Genomic DNA, 14,695 nt, shown 5'->3' with positions numbered 1-14,695 from the left:
CATCATCGCGGGCGCCTAGCCCCGAGCCAGCCGACAGGCGCTGCGTTCGGGGAAGTGGCCCGGGCCGGCCACGACGCGCATTCCACGGACGTCGCAAACGGACCCACTCTCCGCATCAGATCGGCCAAGGCCGCACGGGCTCCGTATCCGCGCGCCTCCGCCGAACCTCGCTCTACCCGCGCCTCGCGCGGGCGCCGGCAGGCCAGTCCTGCCCGGCCGGAACGCAGATCATGCCCCCACTCCCAGGCACGGGTCCGGCACCCGTCAGCCTCGCGCGCGCCCTTTCCAAGCTCGGTTACTGCTCGCGAACCGAAGCCGAGCGCCTGATCCTCGACGGCCGCGTCAGGGTCGATGGCCGGCCGGCCCGCAATCCGTCGCTGCGCCTCGACATGGGCCGCGCCAGGATCGTCGTGGACGGCGAGGCGATTGCAGCCGAGCAGCGCGTCTACCTGATGCTGAACAAGCCGCGCGGCATGATGACGACGCGCCACGACCCGGAAGGACGCGAGACCGTCTACGCCTGCCTGGAGGGGCTCGACCTGCCCTTCCTTTCCCCGGTCGGCCGGCTCGACAAGGCGAGCGAGGGCCTGCTGCTGATGAGCAACGACACGCGCTGGGCGCAGACTATTCTCGACCCCGCCTCCGGCGTCGAGAAGACCTATCACGTCCAGATCGACACCGTTCCCGACGAGGCGATGCTGGCGCGGCTGCGGGCCGGCGCCACGGACGGCGAGGAACGCCTGACGACCCGGGCCGCAACCCTGCTGCGCCACGGCCGGCGCAATGCCTGGGTCGAGATGGTGATCGACGAGGGCCGCAACCGCCAGATCCGGAGGATCGTCGAGGCGGCCGGCGCCAAGGTTCAGCGCCTCGTCCGTGTCGGCATCGGCGCCCTGCCGCTGGGCGACCTCCCGAAAGGCGCGGTGCGCCCCCTGCGTCCGGACGAGATCAAGCTGCCGCTCGGCAATCTCTGAGCGGCCCTGCGCCGGCTTCAGCGCCCCTAATGCGCCGCCTTGGCCGGCACGGCCGGGGCGCCTTCCCAGCGCGTGTTCGCCGGGATGTTTTCGCCCTTCATGATCACGGTCAGCAGGCCGATCTGCGCGTAGTCGCCGACATGGGTGTCGTAGAGCACGGTCGCTCCGGCACCGACGCAGACGCCCTTGCCGAGATGAACCCGGCCGACCTTCATCACCCGGTCCTCGTAGAGATGGGTCTGCAGCGCCGAATGGGCGTTGACCGTGCAGAAATCGCCGACCTTGATGCAGTCGAACTCGGTGATGTCGGTCGAGTCGAGCCAGACGCCCTGCCCGTACTGCGCGCCGAACAGGCGCAGGAACCAGGGCAGGAAGGGCGTGCCGCGCAGATAGTCGAACAGGACCTTGCCACCGAGGCCCCAATACAGCACCGAGACCGCCTCGGTCCGCATCGCCCAGAACGACCACATCGGCTTCATCACCGGCTTGTAGACGCCCATCAGCAGCCATTTCATCAGCGCGCAGATCAGCGCCTGCATGATGGCGATGACGATGGCGCAGCCCATGAAGGCGAGCCCGAGGCCGACCCAGTCGCGGTCGAAGATCTTCTGCTGCAGCACGAGATCGACGGCGATCGTGCCGAAGGTGATGAACAGCATCGCCGGGAAGGAGGTGTGCAGCGCCTCGAAACCGGCCCGCGCCAGCTTCTTGCCGAGCGAGGGCTTGTAGGTCCAGTCGGCGCCGAGATCGACCTTCTGCCGGGTCGGCAGCTTGATCGGCGGCGAGCCGAACCAGGTGTCGCCGGGCGACATCAGTTCGTTCGCCGGCGGCTTCGACTTGATGCCGATCAGCACCTTGTCGGGGATCACGGCGCCGGGCGGCACCACCGCATCGTTGCCGACGAAGACCTGGTCGCCGGTCTTCGTCAGGTCGAGCCGCATATAGCCTCGGCGCATGTCCTCGTCGCCGAAGATCACCTCGTCGGCGATGAAGTTGCCGGCACCGATGCCGGTGATGTCGTAGCGGCCGGAGAGATTGGTCGAGATCTCCGAGCCCTTGCCGATGCCGGCGCCCATCATCCGGTACCAGAAGCGCATATAGATCGTGGCGAACAGCGAGGAGAGCGTCTCCAGCGTCACCTCGGTCGCCAGCGCCACCGTCCATTTGCGGGCGTAGAAGCCGGAATGGATCGAATAGGTGCCGGAGTTGACGCGCGGCAGGATCAGCCAGCGCAGCGCGATGATCAGAAAGACCGTGATCGAGATCAGGCCGATGGCCGTCGGCCAGGTCAGGAAGGGCAGGTACCAGAGATAGCTGACTTCGGACCAGGTCGCGACCCAGTTGTCGATCTTGTCGAACAGCCAGAAGGCCGGGAAAATCGGCAAGAGGCTGATCGGCGGCAGCACGATCAGCATGATGATGTAGAACAGCGTCATCACGGCGCGGCGCCCGGTGCTGGCCCTGGCCTGCTCGGGCAGCGCCGCGACGTCGACCATGCCGGTCTTGCGGGCCGGCGAGCCATCCCAGATCTCGGCCTCGCCGACCGTCATGCCGGGCGCGATCGGGGTCAGGTCGCCGATTTCGGCATGGTCGCCGACGACGCAGTCATGGCCGAACACCACGGAGGAGCCGGCATAGACGTCCTTGCCGATCTTGATCCGCCCGATGATCAGGCTGGCACCCACGGCCTCCGCATTGGCGAAGGTCGTCTTGGAGCCGAGCGTTGTATAGTCGCCGATCTCGATCAGGTCGACAGCGCCGGCCTCGTAATCGGAGATGATGACGTCGCGCCCGACCTTGGCGCCGAGCAGGCGCCAGTAGAAGCGCATCACCGGCGTGCCCTGCAGCCATTTGATATGGACGAGCCCGGCGACGCGCGAGGCGAACCACCAGCGGAAATAATAGACGCCCCAGAGCGGGTAGACGCCCGGCTTGGTCCGGCCGAGCACCAGCCATTTCAGGCCGATCGCGATGAATCCGGTCGAGATGGTGATCGCGACATAGATGCCGAGCAGCGCGAAGACCTGCCCCGCCAGCGAGAGTTCCTCGCCCGAAAGCAGCATGTAACTGACAAAGATGCCGAGCCACTGCGCCGTCGACAGGCTGATGATGATCGGCAGCGCCGCCGCCTGGGCGAGGCCGCAGAGGAAGCGGCGCAGCAGCGAGGGCGGGGTGAAGGAGAGGTCCTCGGCGACCTGTGCGCCGCGGCTGTCGAGCAGCTCGGCCATCGCCCGCAAGGTGCGCGCGCCATAGACGTCCTGCAGGGTGATGCCGGCCAGCGCCGGCGTCTCGCGCACGATCGAGATGAAGCGCGCCGCCAGCAGCGAATGGCCGCCGAGATCGACGAAGAAATCCGCCTCGAGCGGGAGGGCCTGGGCGCCGAGCACGCGCTTGGCGGCGTCGAGCAGTGTCGCTTCCGTCTCGTTGCGCGGCGGCTCCTGCTCGCCGCTCGCGGCCGGCGCCGTCAAGGGCGCCGCCTTCAGCATCTTGCGGTCGACCTTGCCCGAAACCATGCGCGGCAGCGAGCCGATCGGCTCGAAATGCGCGGGGATCATATAGGGCGGCAGCTTCTCGCGCAGCGAGGCACGCAGCACCGCGCCCTCGAGCTGCACGCCGGGCTCGCCGACCAGGAAGGCGACCAGCCGCTCGATGCCGTCATCGGCGCGCAGAACGACCGCCGCCTGGCCGATGCCGGCCTCATCCGACAATGCCGTCTCGATCTCGCCGAGCTCGACGCGGAAGCCGCGGATCTTGACCTGGTCGTCGATGCGACCGTGGAAGACGATATTGCCGTTCTCGTCGAGGCTGACCGCGTCGCCCGAACGATAGAGGATCGGATCGTCAGTGCCGCCGAACGGGTTGGCGATGAACTTCTCGGCCGTCAGCTCGGGCCGCAAATGATAGCCCTTGGCAACGCCGGGCCCGCCGATCAGCAATTCGCCCTGCTGGCCGACGCCGGTCAGCTTCATCTCCTCGTCGACGATGTAGGCGGTGTAGTTCGGGATCGGCCGGCCGATCGTAACCGGCTCGCCGGGCTCGACCAGCGCTGCCGTCGCGACCACCGTGGCCTCGGTCGGCCCATAGCTGTTGAGGATGCGCCGGCCGGGCCTCGACCATTTCTGCACGACCGCCGGCGGCAGCGCCTCGCCGCCGAGAATGATCAGCCGCAGAGACGGAATGTCGGCCGGGAGGATGCCGAGCAGCGTCGGCACCGTGTCGATCATCGTGACGCCGGCTTCGGTCAGGATCGCCGGCAGCTTCTCGGCATCGCCCATCATCTCCGGCGAGGCGACGAAGAGCGTCGCGCCGGCCAGATAGGGCGTCCAGATCTCCTCCATCGACAGGTCGAAGGCGACCGAAGCGCCCTGGAAGACGATGTCGTCCGGCCCCATGCCGTAGAGCACGTTCCCGGAGCGCAGGAAGTGGCAGATATTGCGATGGCTGATGACGATCGCCTTCGGGACGCCGGTCGAGCCCGAGGTGTAGATCAGATAGGCCGGATGGTCGGGCGTAAGCCCGGCCGGGCGGGCCGGCGGCAAGGTGCCGTCGCTCGCAGCCGCAAGCTCCTGCGGAGACCAGACCGTGCGGTTGGTAGCGGCCGCCCTCGCCTTCCAGTCCGCTTGCGTCACCAGCCCCTTGGCGCTGGCATCGTCGAGGCAGGTCGTGATGCGCTCGACCGGCGCCTCCGCATCGAACGGCAGCCAGGCGGCACCGGACAGGGTGATCGCGATCTGCGCCACCAGAAGATCGATGCCGCGCGACATCCAGAGCCCGACCATGTCGCCCGGGCCGATGCCGGCGAGAGCCAGCCCGCGCGCCTGCGCCTGGGCCTGCTCCCAGACCTGCGCGTAGGTGAGACGACGCGCGCCGGAAATCATCGCTGTATGGTCGGGACGGCTCGCGACGGTCGCGGCGAAAATCTCCGCCAGCACCTCGTCGCGGATCAGCTCGGGCAGCTTCTCGCCTGCCAGCATCGCCAGCGGCCGGGCGCCCTTGGCAGGATCATCGGCCGGAATTGCGCTGATCTCGTTCATTCTGCCCCGCAACGGCAGCGACCGGCGCCGTGCGGTCGGGCTCCGGAAAACCCGCTGCGCATCCCGGCCTCCGGCGGCTAAGCCGCACCTTCATCCATGCCGATGCGGACGCATCCCCTTCGCGCCCGCGCCCGCTCGAACCCTGACCATGAACGCCGCAGCCGCGCGGCTCCCCGGCGAGCGTAACTGCTCGGTCCGCGATGAATGCCCTATGAACGCCGGAGGGACAAGCCGAAACGCGGTTAAGGGCTCCTCTCGGAGCCTGGCTTTCGGTTACTTCCAGCTCGCCTTGTCGCCTTCGACGACCAGGATCTTGCCCTGCCAGATCTCGACCTTCGCGGCTTCCGCCGGGTCGACAGCGCCGATCAACGCCAGCACGGCGCGCGCCACGCCGCCATGGCTCACCATCACGGTATCGGGCGCCATCGCCTCGAGCGACGGGCGGATGCGCTCCGCCAGCATGCGGTAGCTCTCGCCGCCCGGCGGCACGAAGCCCCATTTGTCACGCTCGCGCGCCTGGGCCAGCTCGCGCTCGCTCTTGCGGATCTCGCGCCAGGTGAAGCCTTCCCATTCGCCGAAGGTCAGCTCCTTGAGCTGCTCGTCGATGCGGTAGTCCTCCGGCGGCAGGGCGAGCTCGTTGCGCAAGATGGTCATCGTCTCGCGGGCCCGATGCATCGGCGAGGCGACATAGGCGCTTGTCGCGAATTCCGGCTTCAGTGCCCGCAGACGGTCGGCGACTTCCGCCGCCTGCATCCGGCCGAGCGCATTCAGCGGGATGTCCTGCGAGCCTTGCAGGCGGCCCTCGCGGTTCCAATCGGTTTCGCCATGGCGGACGAGGAAAAGGCGGCCCGGAATCGACATGCGCATCATGCGCAGCCTCATGCACGCTGGCGCCCGCAGCGTCAAAGCGGCGAAAGCGCCGCAGGGCTGCCTCACACGCATGCGAGCTTTCCGGTGGCCGGCGCCGCACAGCCTGTGTATAGGCGGCTCTCGCCCCTCCAGGTCGCCGCATGAACACCTCTCTCACCTTGCCGGACGGCCGCAGGCTCGCCCTCGGATCCGCCCCCCTGCTGATGGGCGTGGTCAACGTCACGCCCGATTCTTTCTCCGATGGCGGCCTCTTCGCCGATCCTGCCGTCGCCATCGCCCATGGCCTGAAGCTCGCGGAACAAGGCGCCGAGATCGTCGACATCGGAGGCGAATCGACAAGGCCCGGCCATGAGCGCCTCGATGCGCAGGCCGAGCTCGCCCGCGTCCTGCCGGTGATTACCGGCATCGCGGCGGCGAGCCCCGTGCCGATCTCGATCGACACCTACAAGGCCGAGGTCGCCGAGGCGGCCCTGAAGGCCGGCGCCGCGATCGTCAACGACATCTGGGGCGCCCAGCGCGAGCCGGCCATCGCCGAGGTCGCGGCCCGCTTCGGCGCGCCGATGGTGCTGATGCACAACCGTGACGGCATCGATGCCAGCATCGACATCCTCGCCGATGTCCTGCGCTTCCTGGAAAAGTCGATCGGCATCGCCGTCGCCGCCGGCGTCCCGCGCGGGCAGATCGTCCTCGATCCCGGCATCGGCTTCGGCAAGACGCCGGAGCAGAACCTCGCCCTGATCGAGAAGCTCGACCGGCTGCCGGACGCGCTCGGCTGCCCGGTTCTGCTCGGCGCCTCCCGGAAATCAACTCTCGGCCTCGTCACCGGCAAGAAGATCCCGGCCGAGCGGCTCGCGGCCACCCTCGCCGCCCATCTCTACGGGGTGATGCGCGGCGCCGCGATCATCCGGGCCCATGACATCGACGAGCATGTCGACGCGCTCAAGATCTGGGCCGCGATCAGGAGGACGGCATGAGCGCGACCGGTCAGATCTTCATCGAGGCGCTCGACCTCTACGCCTATCACGGCCATTTCGCCGAGGAGGGCCGCCTCGGCCAGCGCTTCTCGATGGACCTCGTCCTCGACTGCGACCTGCGCGCCTCATCGGTCAGCGACGACCTTGCCGACACCGTCGACTATGGCGAGGTCGTCGCGCTCGTCACCCGGACCTTCTCGGCAAGGCGCTTCAAGCTGCTGGAGGCCGCGGCACGCGCCCTCGCCGATGCGATCCTGGCGCAATACCCGCCTGTGACACGCGTCTCGGTCACCCTGCGCAAGCCTTCGCCTCCGATCCCCGGACGGATGGAATCGGTCGGCATCAAGCTGGATTTCCAGCGTGAGGCTTGAGGCGACGCTCGGCCTGGGCGGCAATCTCGGCGATCCCGTCTCCGCCTTCGCCGCGGCGCTGACGCGGCTGCGCGACCATGACGCGATCAGGCTGGCGGCCCTCTCCTCGGTCTGGCGCACCGCCCCCTGGGGCAAGCTCGACCAGCCGGAATTCCGCAACATGGCGGTGCTGCTGGAGACCTCGCTCTCGGCCGAGGAACTGCTCGATCTCTGCCTCGCCATCGAACGTGAGAGCGGCCGCGAGCGCCGCGAGCGCTGGGGGCCGCGCACGCTTGACATCGACATCCTGACCTATGGCGGCCAGATGATCGACCGTCCCGGCCTGCAGATCCCGCACCCCCGCATCGCCGAGCGCACCTTCGTGCTGGCTCCGCTCGCCGAGATTGCGCCGGATGAAATGATCGGGGGCTTCAAGGTCAGCGCGCTGCTGGCGGCAACCGCGGATAGCGACGTCAAACGGGACGATGCGGAGACGGCGCGGCTGAAGGCCATGCTCGGGCGGCCGCAGCGTCTTTAGGTCGGCGAACGGCGAAACGGGCACAGGGCGCCCATCACAAAGCCCGACACCTTATCCGATGGATCCCGGAGCAGCGCCGCCACGCGGCTTCTCCGGGACAATGTCGGCGTGGCTCAGCGCGGTCCGATGACCGGCGCGGCTGCGCTCACTCGCCCTTGTCGAGCGTGATGTCCGGTGCCGTCGGCACCTTCATGCCGACGACATGGTAGCCGGCGTCGACATGCATGATCTCGCCGGTGATGCCGCGCGACATGTCGGAAACGAGGAAGACCGCGGTCTCGCCGACTTCCTCGATGGTGACCGTCCGGCGCAGCGGCGAGTTGTATTCGTTCCACTTCAGGATGTAGCGGAAATCGCCGATGCCGGAGGCGGCAAGCGTCTTGATCGGACCGGCAGAGATCGCGTTGACGCGGATCTTCGAGGGGCCGAGATCGGCGGCGAGATACTGCACGCTCGATTCCAGTGCCGCCTTGGCGACGCCCATCACGTTGTAATGCGGCATCCACTTCTCGGCGCCGTAATAGGTCAGCGTCAGCATCGAGCCGCCATCGGTCATCAGCTTCTCGGCGCGCTGGGTGACGGCGGTGAAGGAGTAGCAGGAGATCAGCAGCGACTTGGTGAAGTTCGCCTCGGTCGTCTCGACATAGCGGCCGGTCAGCTCGTCCTTGTCGGAGAAGGCGATGCAGTGGACGACGAAGTCGAGCTTGCCCCAGAGCCTCTCGATCTCGGCGAAGACCGCGTCGATCGACGCGCCGTCGGTGACGTCGCAATGGCCGACGACATGGCCGCCGAGCTGCTGCGCCAGCGGCTCGACGCGCTTCTTCAGCGCATCGCCCTGATAGGTGAAGGCGAGTTCGGCGCCGGCGTCGGCGGCGGCCTTGGCGATGCCCCAGGCGATCGAACGATTATTCGCGACACCCATGACGAGGCCGCGCTTGCCCTTGAGCAGGTTGGCGGTGGGGGTGGCGCTGCTGGAATCAGCCATCTGAGACCTTCAAACTGGACGAACCGGAGGGTCTCTTAGAGCAGGCGGCGAAAACTGGGAACCGCTTTTCGCTGCGGGCCGGTTCTAACGCTTTGGATAAGAGGCGGATTCGGCCGGGAAGCGAAACCGGCCGACCGCGCAGCCCGGTTACCTATGGTCTGCCGCGGCCGGCCGGGCGAGGACTTCGCCCGGCGCGATCAGATCAGCCGGCGCGCGCCTTCATCAGCGCCGTGAGCTCGGCATCCTCCGCCGGCATCTCGATGTCGAGCGCGACGAAGAGATCGCCGGACTCGCCCTTCTTGCCGGTCGGCAGGCCCTTGCCGCGCAGGCGGAACTGCCGCGTCGTGCTGGTCAGCGGCGGCACCTTCATCTCGACGGCGCCGGACAGGGTCGGCACATGGACCGGCCCGCCGAGCACGGCGGTGGCGAGCGGCACGGCGACGCGGCTGCGCAGGTCATGCCCATCGATGGTGAAGCGCGAATCGGGCTTCACCTTGATCGTCATCAAGACGTCGCCGCTCTCGCCGGTCATCGGATGCGGCTGGCCGAGCCCGCGCAGGCGCATCACCTTGCCGTCGGCGACACCCTCGGGGATCGTCACCTCGACCTCGCGGCCGCCCGGCAGCTTGACCCGGCGCGTCGCGCCGTTGACCGCATCGGCCAGCGCGACCTCGAGCGTGAAGCTCTGCTCCGGCGGCTTCGGCGGCGGGCTCGCGCGGCCCCGGCCGCCACGGCGCGCCGCATCGCCGAACAGCGAACCGAAGATGTCGGCGGGATCGAAGCCGGCATCGCCGCCCTGGCCGAAGGGTGAGCCGCCCTGCCCGAAATGGTATTCGAAGCCGCCCTGGCGCGCGCCGCCGCGGCCGGCGCCCATGCCTTCGAAGCCGGAAAATTTCGGCTTGCCCTCGGCATCGATCTCGCCGCGGTCGAACTGCTTGCGCTTGTCCTCGTCGCCGAGGATCTCATAGGCGCCGTTCAGCTCGGCGAAGCGGTCCTGGGCCTTGGGGTCGCCCTGGTTGCGGTCGGGGTGCAGGTCCTTGGCGCGGCGGCGATACGCCTTCTTGATCTCGGCATCGCTCGCCGATTTCGCCACGCCCAGAACCTGATACGGATCACGCATACATGCACCCCTGATGAATTGAGTCTCCCGGCACGCCGGAAGCGCTTCCTAGATGGGGTGACTGTGGCGCGTTGGCAACAGGGGTACTGCGCTCAGGCCGCGCCTTTCCAGGTCTTGGCGTCCTTGACCGCCCATTCCCCACCGGAAGGCCGGCAGGCCGTACCCTGCAGCCTGACCGGACCGCTCTGCAGCGCCATCGAGGCGAGGAAGGCCCGGCAGATCTCGTCTTCCTTCAGGAAGGGCCCGCCCACCGGGGTGAAAGTGCCCTTCATGCCGCTCTGGGCGTTGTCCCAGGAAACCGGCGCGCCATTGCCTTGCGGGTCGAGCGCGAGCGCCATCGCCCCTTCCGCCCGGCGCCAGTCCTCCGGGCCGAGATCGGGCGCCAGCGCCACCAGCGGACCATGCTCCGGCCCGCCGCGTGCCGGCAGCACCGAGGAGGTGGTCATGGCGACCTCGTCCTCGGCCTTGCTCGACAAGCCGAGGATCGGAAAGGACATCGAGCAGCCGGCCGAAGCCAGCGCCAGCAGCAGCGCCCCGGCGAAGGATGCCCGGCGCGCAACCGGGCTGCGCTCATACGGGCTCTGGCCCGCTCGCCCTGCGGGCCTATATATGTCTCGCAACTCAAATCGCATTACGGATCGCGCTCGCCCGACGCTTCCTGAAACCTTCGAGGATTAAGCACGTGAATGCGTTAACGAGCGGTGACTTCACCGAGGCCAGCGAGCCCTTCGCCCTGTTCGAGAGTTGGTTCGAGGAGGCCAAGACCTCCGAGCCGAACGACCCCAACGGCATGGCGCTCGCGACCGTCGACGCCGACGGCCTGCCCAATGTCCGCATGGTCCTGCTGAACGGCCGCGGGCCCGACGGCTTCGTCTTCTACACCAACACGCAGAGCCAGAAGGGCGAGGAACTGCTCGGCCAGAACAAGGCCGCGGCGCTGTTCCACTGGAAGAGCCTGCGCCGCCAGATCCGCATCCGCGGCCCGGTCGCGCTGGTCAGCGACGCCGAGGCCGATGCCTATTTCCAGTCGCGCCCGCGCGACAGCCGGATCGGCGCCTGGGCTTCGCAGCAGTCGCGGCCTCTGGAGAGCAGGTTCGCTCTGGAAAAATCGGTCGCAAGCTACGCGCTGAAGTTTGGCGTCGGCGAGATTCCGCGCCCGCCGCACTGGACGGGCTTTCGCATCACGCCGGTGTATATGGAATTCTGGCGCGATGGCGCCTTCCGCCTGCACGATCGCATCGTCTTCCGCCGCGCCTCGCCGAGCGAGGCGTGGACGAAGACCCGCCTCTACCCCTGAGGGAAGTCCCACGACATGCCGATGCCGAAATTCGACTTTCCGAAGACCGAGCCGGGCAAGCGCCCGGTCATGCTGCTGACCGGTGCCAGCCGCGGCATCGGCCATGCCACCGTCATGCAGTTCGCGATGGCGGGCTGGCGCATCCTCTCCTGCTCGCGCCAGGCCTTCTCGGAGAAGTGCCCCTGGCCGTCGGGCGCCGATGATCATGTCCAGATCGATCTCGGCGACCCCGAGGACACGATGCGCGGCATCGCCGAGATCAAGAAGCGCCTCGCCGCCGAGGGCGGCAAGCTCCATGCGCTGGTCAACAATGCCGGCATCTCGCCGAAGGGCGCCGGCGGCGCGCGCCTCGGCGCGGCGACGACTTCGTTCAACGACTGGCACAAGGTCTTCCAGGTCAATTTCTTCGCGCCGATCATGCTGGCGCGCGGCCTGCTCGACGAACTGACCGCGGCCAAGGGCACGATCGTCAACGTCACCTCGATCGCCGGCTCGCGCGTCCATCCCTTCGCCGGCGCCGCCTACGCCACTTCGAAGGCGGCTCTCGCCAGCCTGACCCGCGAGATGGCGGCCGATTTCGGGCCGCTCGGCATCCGCGTCAACGCGATCTCGCCCGGCGAGATCGACACCGCGATCCTCTCGCCCGGCACCGAAAAGATCGTCGAGAAGCTGCCGATGCAGCGGCTCGGCAAGACCGAGGAGGTCGCCAAGGCGATCTATTTCCTCTGCACCGACGCCTCGAGCTACGTCACCGGCGCCGAGCTGCACATTAATGGCGGGCAGCACGTTTGAGCGCACAGGGCGGCCGCATCATCCCCTTCCCGGCGGCCGGCAAGCAGCCGGTGCGGCCGGTTCTGGCCGCCTCGGTCGCCGTCTTCCGTGACGGCAAGGTGCTGCTCGCGACCCGCACCAAGCCTCCGGCCGACCAGCTCTGGTCGCTGCCCGGCGGCAAGGTCGAGCTCGGCGAGAACCTCGAGGCCGCGGCCCTGCGCGAGCTGGAGGAGGAGGTCGGCGTCAGCGCCCGGATCATCGGCTTCAACCGCCATGTCGAGATCATGGGGCGCGATCCGCAGGGCGCCGTGACGCATCACTTCGTCGTCGCCTCCTTCGTCGGGGAATGGCTCGAAGGCGAGCCGAAGCCCGGGCCTGAAGCCGGCGCCGTGATGTGGGCCGATCCGCTGCGGCTCGGCGGCATTCCGACGACGCGCGAACTCGGCGACGTGCTGCGCCGCGCCGCCGCCATCTTCGCGAAGGAGACCGGCGGCCCATGACGGCGCGGCGCCTCGGCTCGGCCCTGCTTTGCGCGCTCCTCGCCGGCGGGCCGGCCTTGAGCCAGCCGAATCAGCCGCGCCAGTCTCCGCCCGCTTCGCAGCGTCAGGAGGCGCCGGCGCCCGAGCCCGAGGCACCCCCGCCTCCTTATGAGCCGCAATTGCTCAAGCTCGCCGAGATCATGGGCTCGCTCGCCTATCTGCGCACCCTGTGCGGCGCCCGCGAGGCGCAGGACTGGCGCGAGCGCATGGCGGCGCTGCTCGAATCGGAAGGGCGCGGCCCGCAGCGGCGCGAGCGGCTGGCGAGCGCCTATAACCGCGGTTTCCGGGCCTATTCGGCGACGCACCGGGTCTGCGGCGAAGGCAGCCAGGAGGCGTCCGCCCGCCTCGCCGGCGAGGGCGAGAAGCTGGCGCGGGCCCTGGCCGGGCGGTTCGGCGGCTGATTCTGTGCCAGAATGCCGCACATCTTCAAAACTCTCCCCTGCAAATTAACCTTTCTTAAAGACCATGATGGCGCCCGGCGGTGGCTCCACCTATAAACTTTCGGATCATCGCTCGAACTGGACACGCCCGAATCGCATGTCCGATCGAAACCGCGCCACGTTGTCGCCTGCCGGGTTCTGAAGCCTTCATGTCCGTTCTCTCCGACGATCTGCCGCTCGACCCGCTGCTCGCCGAAGATGTGAGGGACGCTCGCCGCGTCGCTTACTGCTACATCGAGGACGCCTTCGTCGAAGGGCGTCAGGACGGGCTCGATTCCGATGCGCTCGCCCATGCCGCCCTGTTCGCGGCGATGCGGACACTGGTCGAGACCTATGGCGAGGAAGCGACCGCCGTGTTCGCCGAGGCCCTGCCGGAAAAGCTCCGCACCGGCACCTTCACGACCGGCACGCGCCACTAGATCGCCGCGCGCCCTATAGGACGCAAGCTGGCGATCCAGCCTTTCGTTTAAACATCGGATTCACCCGAAAAGTGGCTTCCACTTTTCGGTCCGCTGCTCTCGCCCTTCCCGGCAACACCCGCCTTCTCCGCCCGCGCCAGCAGCAGGGCCTGCTCGCGCTGATTCCTGGTCATGCCGGCAGCACGGATGAACTCGGCCTGCGCCTCGTCATGGCGGCCGAGCTTGCCGAGCAGATCGGCCCGCACGCTCGGCAGCAGGTGGTAGTTCTTCAGCGCCGGGGCCGAGGCCAGCGCATCGACCAGCAGGAGCCCGGCCGCCGGCCCCTCCGCCATCGCGACCGCCACAGCCCGGTTGAGCTCGATCACCGGCGAGGGCGTCAGCGCGCCGAGCACGCCATAGAGCGCCGCGATCCGCGCCCAGTCGGTGTCCTCCGCCTTGCGAGCCCGGGCATGGCAGGCCGCAAGCTCCGCCTGCAGGACGTAAGACCCCGGCAACGGCGCCAGCCCCCGCGCCGTCTCCAGCGCCTTGAGGCCGTGATTGACCAGCAGATGGTCCCAGAGCGCCCGGTTCTGGTCGAGCAGCAGCACCGGCTGGCCATCCTGGCCGATCCGGGCACGCAGGCGCGAGGCCTGCAACTCCATCAGCGCGACGAGGCCGTGCACCTCCGGCTCCTGCGGCGCGAGCCCGGCGAGGATGCGCCCGAGCCGCATCGCCTCCTGGCACAGCCCCGGGCGCACCCAATCCTCGCCGGCAGTCGCGGCATAGCCCTCGTTGAAGATCAAGTAGACGACCTCGAGCACCGAGCCGAGCCGCTCGGCGAGTTCCGGCCCGTGCGGCACCTCATAAGGCACCTTCGCCTCGGCCAGCGCCTTCTTCGCCCGCACCAGGCGCTGCGCCATGGTCGGCTCCGGCACCAGGAAGGCGCGGGCGATCTCCTCGGTCGTCAGACCGCCGATCAGGCGCAGCGTCAGCGCGAGCCGCGCCTCGACCGCCAGCACCGGATGGCAGGCGGTGAAGATCAGCCTGAGCAGGTCGTCGCCGACCTCGTCGTCGAGCGCCTCCTCGAGCTCGGCGATCGGATCGGCCTCCTCGTCGATATCGCGGCCGATCTCCTCGTGCTTGCGCTTCAGCATCTTGTCGCGGCGCAGCCCATCGAGGGCGCGGTGCCTGGCGGCCTGCATCAGCCAGGCGCCGGGATTGCGCGGCACGCCCTCGCCCGGCCATTGCTGCAGCGCCGCGACCAGCGCGTCCTGCGCCAGCTCCTCCGCCCGGCCGACGTCGCGGGTGACGCGCGCCAGCCCGGCGATCAGCTTGGGAGCCTCGATCCTGAAGACCGTCTCGATAGTGCGGTGTGTATCGCTCGCCGACATCGGCTGCGATAGAC

Annotated in this window: 15 protein-coding genes; 9 read left to right on the top strand and 6 right to left on the bottom strand. The window is 68.5% G+C overall.

Going from position 1 to position 14,695, the window contains the following annotated elements; translation table 11 throughout:
• Nucleotides 1–230: 230 nt before the first annotated feature.
• Nucleotides 231–974, top strand: a complete 744-nt coding sequence (locus AC1REK_RS16990) for a pseudouridine synthase (RefSeq protein ID WP_492269141.1) — start codon at nucleotides 231–233, stop codon at nucleotides 972–974.
• A gap of 26 nt (nucleotides 975–1,000) precedes the next feature.
• On the opposite strand, the gene AC1REK_RS16985 is transcribed toward AC1REK_RS16990, so the two are convergent.
• Entirely contained in the window at nucleotides 1,001–5,008 is a 4,008-nt protein-coding gene (locus AC1REK_RS16985; protein ID WP_492269142.1) for a Pls/PosA family non-ribosomal peptide synthetase, read from the bottom strand.
• Between the two features lie 273 nt (nucleotides 5,009–5,281).
• Nucleotides 5,282–5,878: a histidine phosphatase family protein gene (locus tag AC1REK_RS16980; protein WP_327522163.1), complete on the bottom strand. Its 597-nt coding sequence runs from the start codon at nucleotides 5,876–5,878 to the stop codon at nucleotides 5,282–5,284.
• 140 nt (nucleotides 5,879–6,018) lie between these two features.
• Here AC1REK_RS16980 and folP point away from each other — a divergent pair, with 140 nt between their 5' ends.
• The 3 genes from folP to folK are packed head-to-tail and all read left to right on the top strand — an operon-like array spanning nucleotide 6,019 to nucleotide 7,740.
• A complete protein-coding gene (gene folP, locus AC1REK_RS16975) occupies nucleotides 6,019–6,852 on the top strand; it encodes a dihydropteroate synthase (RefSeq protein ID WP_492269143.1) in 834 nt (277 codons plus the stop codon).
• Nucleotides 6,849–7,223: a dihydroneopterin aldolase gene (folB, locus tag AC1REK_RS16970; RefSeq protein ID WP_492269144.1), complete on the top strand. Its 375-nt coding sequence runs from the start codon at nucleotides 6,849–6,851 to the stop codon at nucleotides 7,221–7,223. The genes folP and folB overlap by 4 nt, the downstream gene beginning before the upstream one ends.
• Nucleotides 7,213–7,740, top strand: a complete 528-nt coding sequence (folK, locus tag AC1REK_RS16965) for a 2-amino-4-hydroxy-6-hydroxymethyldihydropteridine diphosphokinase (protein ID WP_492269145.1) — start codon at nucleotides 7,213–7,215, stop codon at nucleotides 7,738–7,740. The genes folB and folK overlap by 11 nt, the downstream gene beginning before the upstream one ends.
• Before the next feature lie 145 nt (nucleotides 7,741–7,885).
• Here folK and fabI read toward each other — a convergent pair whose 3' ends face one another.
• The 3 genes from fabI to AC1REK_RS16950 form a co-directional block, all read right to left on the bottom strand.
• Nucleotides 7,886–8,725, bottom strand: coding sequence for an enoyl-ACP reductase FabI (gene fabI, locus AC1REK_RS16960; protein ID WP_327522167.1), 840 nt, complete (start codon nucleotides 8,723–8,725; stop codon nucleotides 7,886–7,888).
• 202 nt (nucleotides 8,726–8,927) lie between these two features.
• Complete coding sequence (locus AC1REK_RS16955) at nucleotides 8,928–9,845, bottom strand: DnaJ C-terminal domain-containing protein (RefSeq protein WP_327522168.1); 918 nt, start codon at nucleotides 9,843–9,845, stop codon at nucleotides 8,928–8,930.
• Nucleotides 9,846–9,937: 92 nt separating this feature from the next.
• A complete protein-coding gene (locus tag AC1REK_RS16950; RefSeq protein WP_316017600.1) occupies nucleotides 9,938–10,342 on the bottom strand; it encodes an RT0821/Lpp0805 family surface protein in 405 nt (134 codons plus the stop codon).
• A gap of 185 nt (nucleotides 10,343–10,527) precedes the next feature.
• On the opposite strand from AC1REK_RS16950, the gene pdxH reads away from it, so the two are divergent.
• The 5 genes from pdxH to AC1REK_RS16925 all read left to right on the top strand — a co-directional run bounded on the left by pdxH (nucleotide 10,528) and on the right by AC1REK_RS16925 (nucleotide 13,311).
• Nucleotides 10,528–11,142 carry a pyridoxamine 5'-phosphate oxidase gene (gene pdxH, locus AC1REK_RS16945; RefSeq protein ID WP_316017601.1) on the top strand — a complete coding sequence of 205 codons (615 nt, stop codon included), beginning with the start codon at nucleotides 10,528–10,530 and terminating at the stop codon, nucleotides 11,140–11,142.
• Nucleotides 11,143–11,211: 69 nt separating this feature from the next.
• Complete coding sequence (locus tag AC1REK_RS16940) at nucleotides 11,212–11,934, top strand: SDR family NAD(P)-dependent oxidoreductase (RefSeq protein WP_066476462.1); 723 nt, start codon at nucleotides 11,212–11,214, stop codon at nucleotides 11,932–11,934.
• The gene (locus AC1REK_RS16935) at nucleotides 11,931–12,413 is read left to right on the top strand and encodes an NUDIX hydrolase (RefSeq protein ID WP_327522170.1); all 483 of its coding nucleotides are present in this window, start codon (nucleotides 11,931–11,933) and stop codon (nucleotides 12,411–12,413) included. The genes AC1REK_RS16940 and AC1REK_RS16935 overlap by 4 nt, the downstream gene beginning before the upstream one ends.
• Entirely contained in the window at nucleotides 12,410–12,853 is a 444-nt protein-coding gene (locus tag AC1REK_RS16930) for a TIGR02301 family protein (RefSeq protein WP_492269146.1), read from the top strand. The genes AC1REK_RS16935 and AC1REK_RS16930 overlap by 4 nt, the downstream gene beginning before the upstream one ends.
• 188 nt (nucleotides 12,854–13,041) lie before the next feature.
• Nucleotides 13,042–13,311 (top strand): hypothetical protein, encoded by a 270-nt coding sequence (locus AC1REK_RS16925; protein WP_066476165.1) that lies wholly within the window; start codon nucleotides 13,042–13,044, stop codon nucleotides 13,309–13,311.
• Between the two features lie 47 nt (nucleotides 13,312–13,358).
• On the opposite strand, the gene AC1REK_RS16920 is transcribed toward AC1REK_RS16925, so the two are convergent.
• On the bottom strand, nucleotides 13,359–14,681 hold the full coding sequence (locus tag AC1REK_RS16920; RefSeq protein WP_492269147.1) for an RNA polymerase sigma factor: 1,323 nt from the start codon (nucleotides 14,679–14,681) through the stop codon (nucleotides 13,359–13,361).
• Nucleotides 14,682–14,695 lie beyond the last annotated feature (14 nt).

The organism is Allobosea sp. GW823-FHT02B03 (assembly GCF_058797755.1).
The sequence above is the reverse complement of the archived record's forward strand: the minus strand, read 5'-3'. Positions and strand labels throughout refer to the sequence as shown.

Bases quoted from the DNA above. Each gene is read 5' to 3' on its own strand.
- AC1REK_RS16990 (WP_492269141.1), top strand. From the start codon at position 231: ATGCCCCCACTCCCAGGCACGGGTCCGGCACCCGTCAGCCTCGCGCGC.
- AC1REK_RS16985 (WP_492269142.1), bottom strand. From the start codon at position 5,008: ATGAACGAGATCAGCGCAATTCCGGCCGATGATCCTGCCAAGGGCGCC.
- AC1REK_RS16980 (WP_327522163.1), bottom strand. From the start codon at position 5,878: ATGATGCGCATGTCGATTCCGGGCCGCCTTTTCCTCGTCCGCCATGGC.
- folP (WP_492269143.1), top strand. From the start codon at position 6,019: ATGAACACCTCTCTCACCTTGCCGGACGGCCGCAGGCTCGCCCTCGGA.
- folB (WP_492269144.1), top strand. From the start codon at position 6,849: ATGAGCGCGACCGGTCAGATCTTCATCGAGGCGCTCGACCTCTACGCC.
- fabI (WP_327522167.1), bottom strand. From the start codon at position 8,725: ATGGCTGATTCCAGCAGCGCCACCCCCACCGCCAACCTGCTCAAGGGC.
- AC1REK_RS16955 (WP_327522168.1), bottom strand. From the start codon at position 9,845: ATGCGTGATCCGTATCAGGTTCTGGGCGTGGCGAAATCGGCGAGCGAT.
- AC1REK_RS16950 (WP_316017600.1), bottom strand. From the start codon at position 10,342: ATGTCCTTTCCGATCCTCGGCTTGTCGAGCAAGGCCGAGGACGAGGTC.
- AC1REK_RS16940 (WP_066476462.1), top strand. From the start codon at position 11,212: ATGCTGCTGACCGGTGCCAGCCGCGGCATCGGCCATGCCACCGTCATG.
- AC1REK_RS16930 (WP_492269146.1), top strand. From the start codon at position 12,410: ATGACGGCGCGGCGCCTCGGCTCGGCCCTGCTTTGCGCGCTCCTCGCC.
- AC1REK_RS16925 (WP_066476165.1), top strand. From the start codon at position 13,042: ATGTCCGTTCTCTCCGACGATCTGCCGCTCGACCCGCTGCTCGCCGAA.
- AC1REK_RS16920 (WP_492269147.1), bottom strand. From the start codon at position 14,681: ATGTCGGCGAGCGATACACACCGCACTATCGAGACGGTCTTCAGGATC.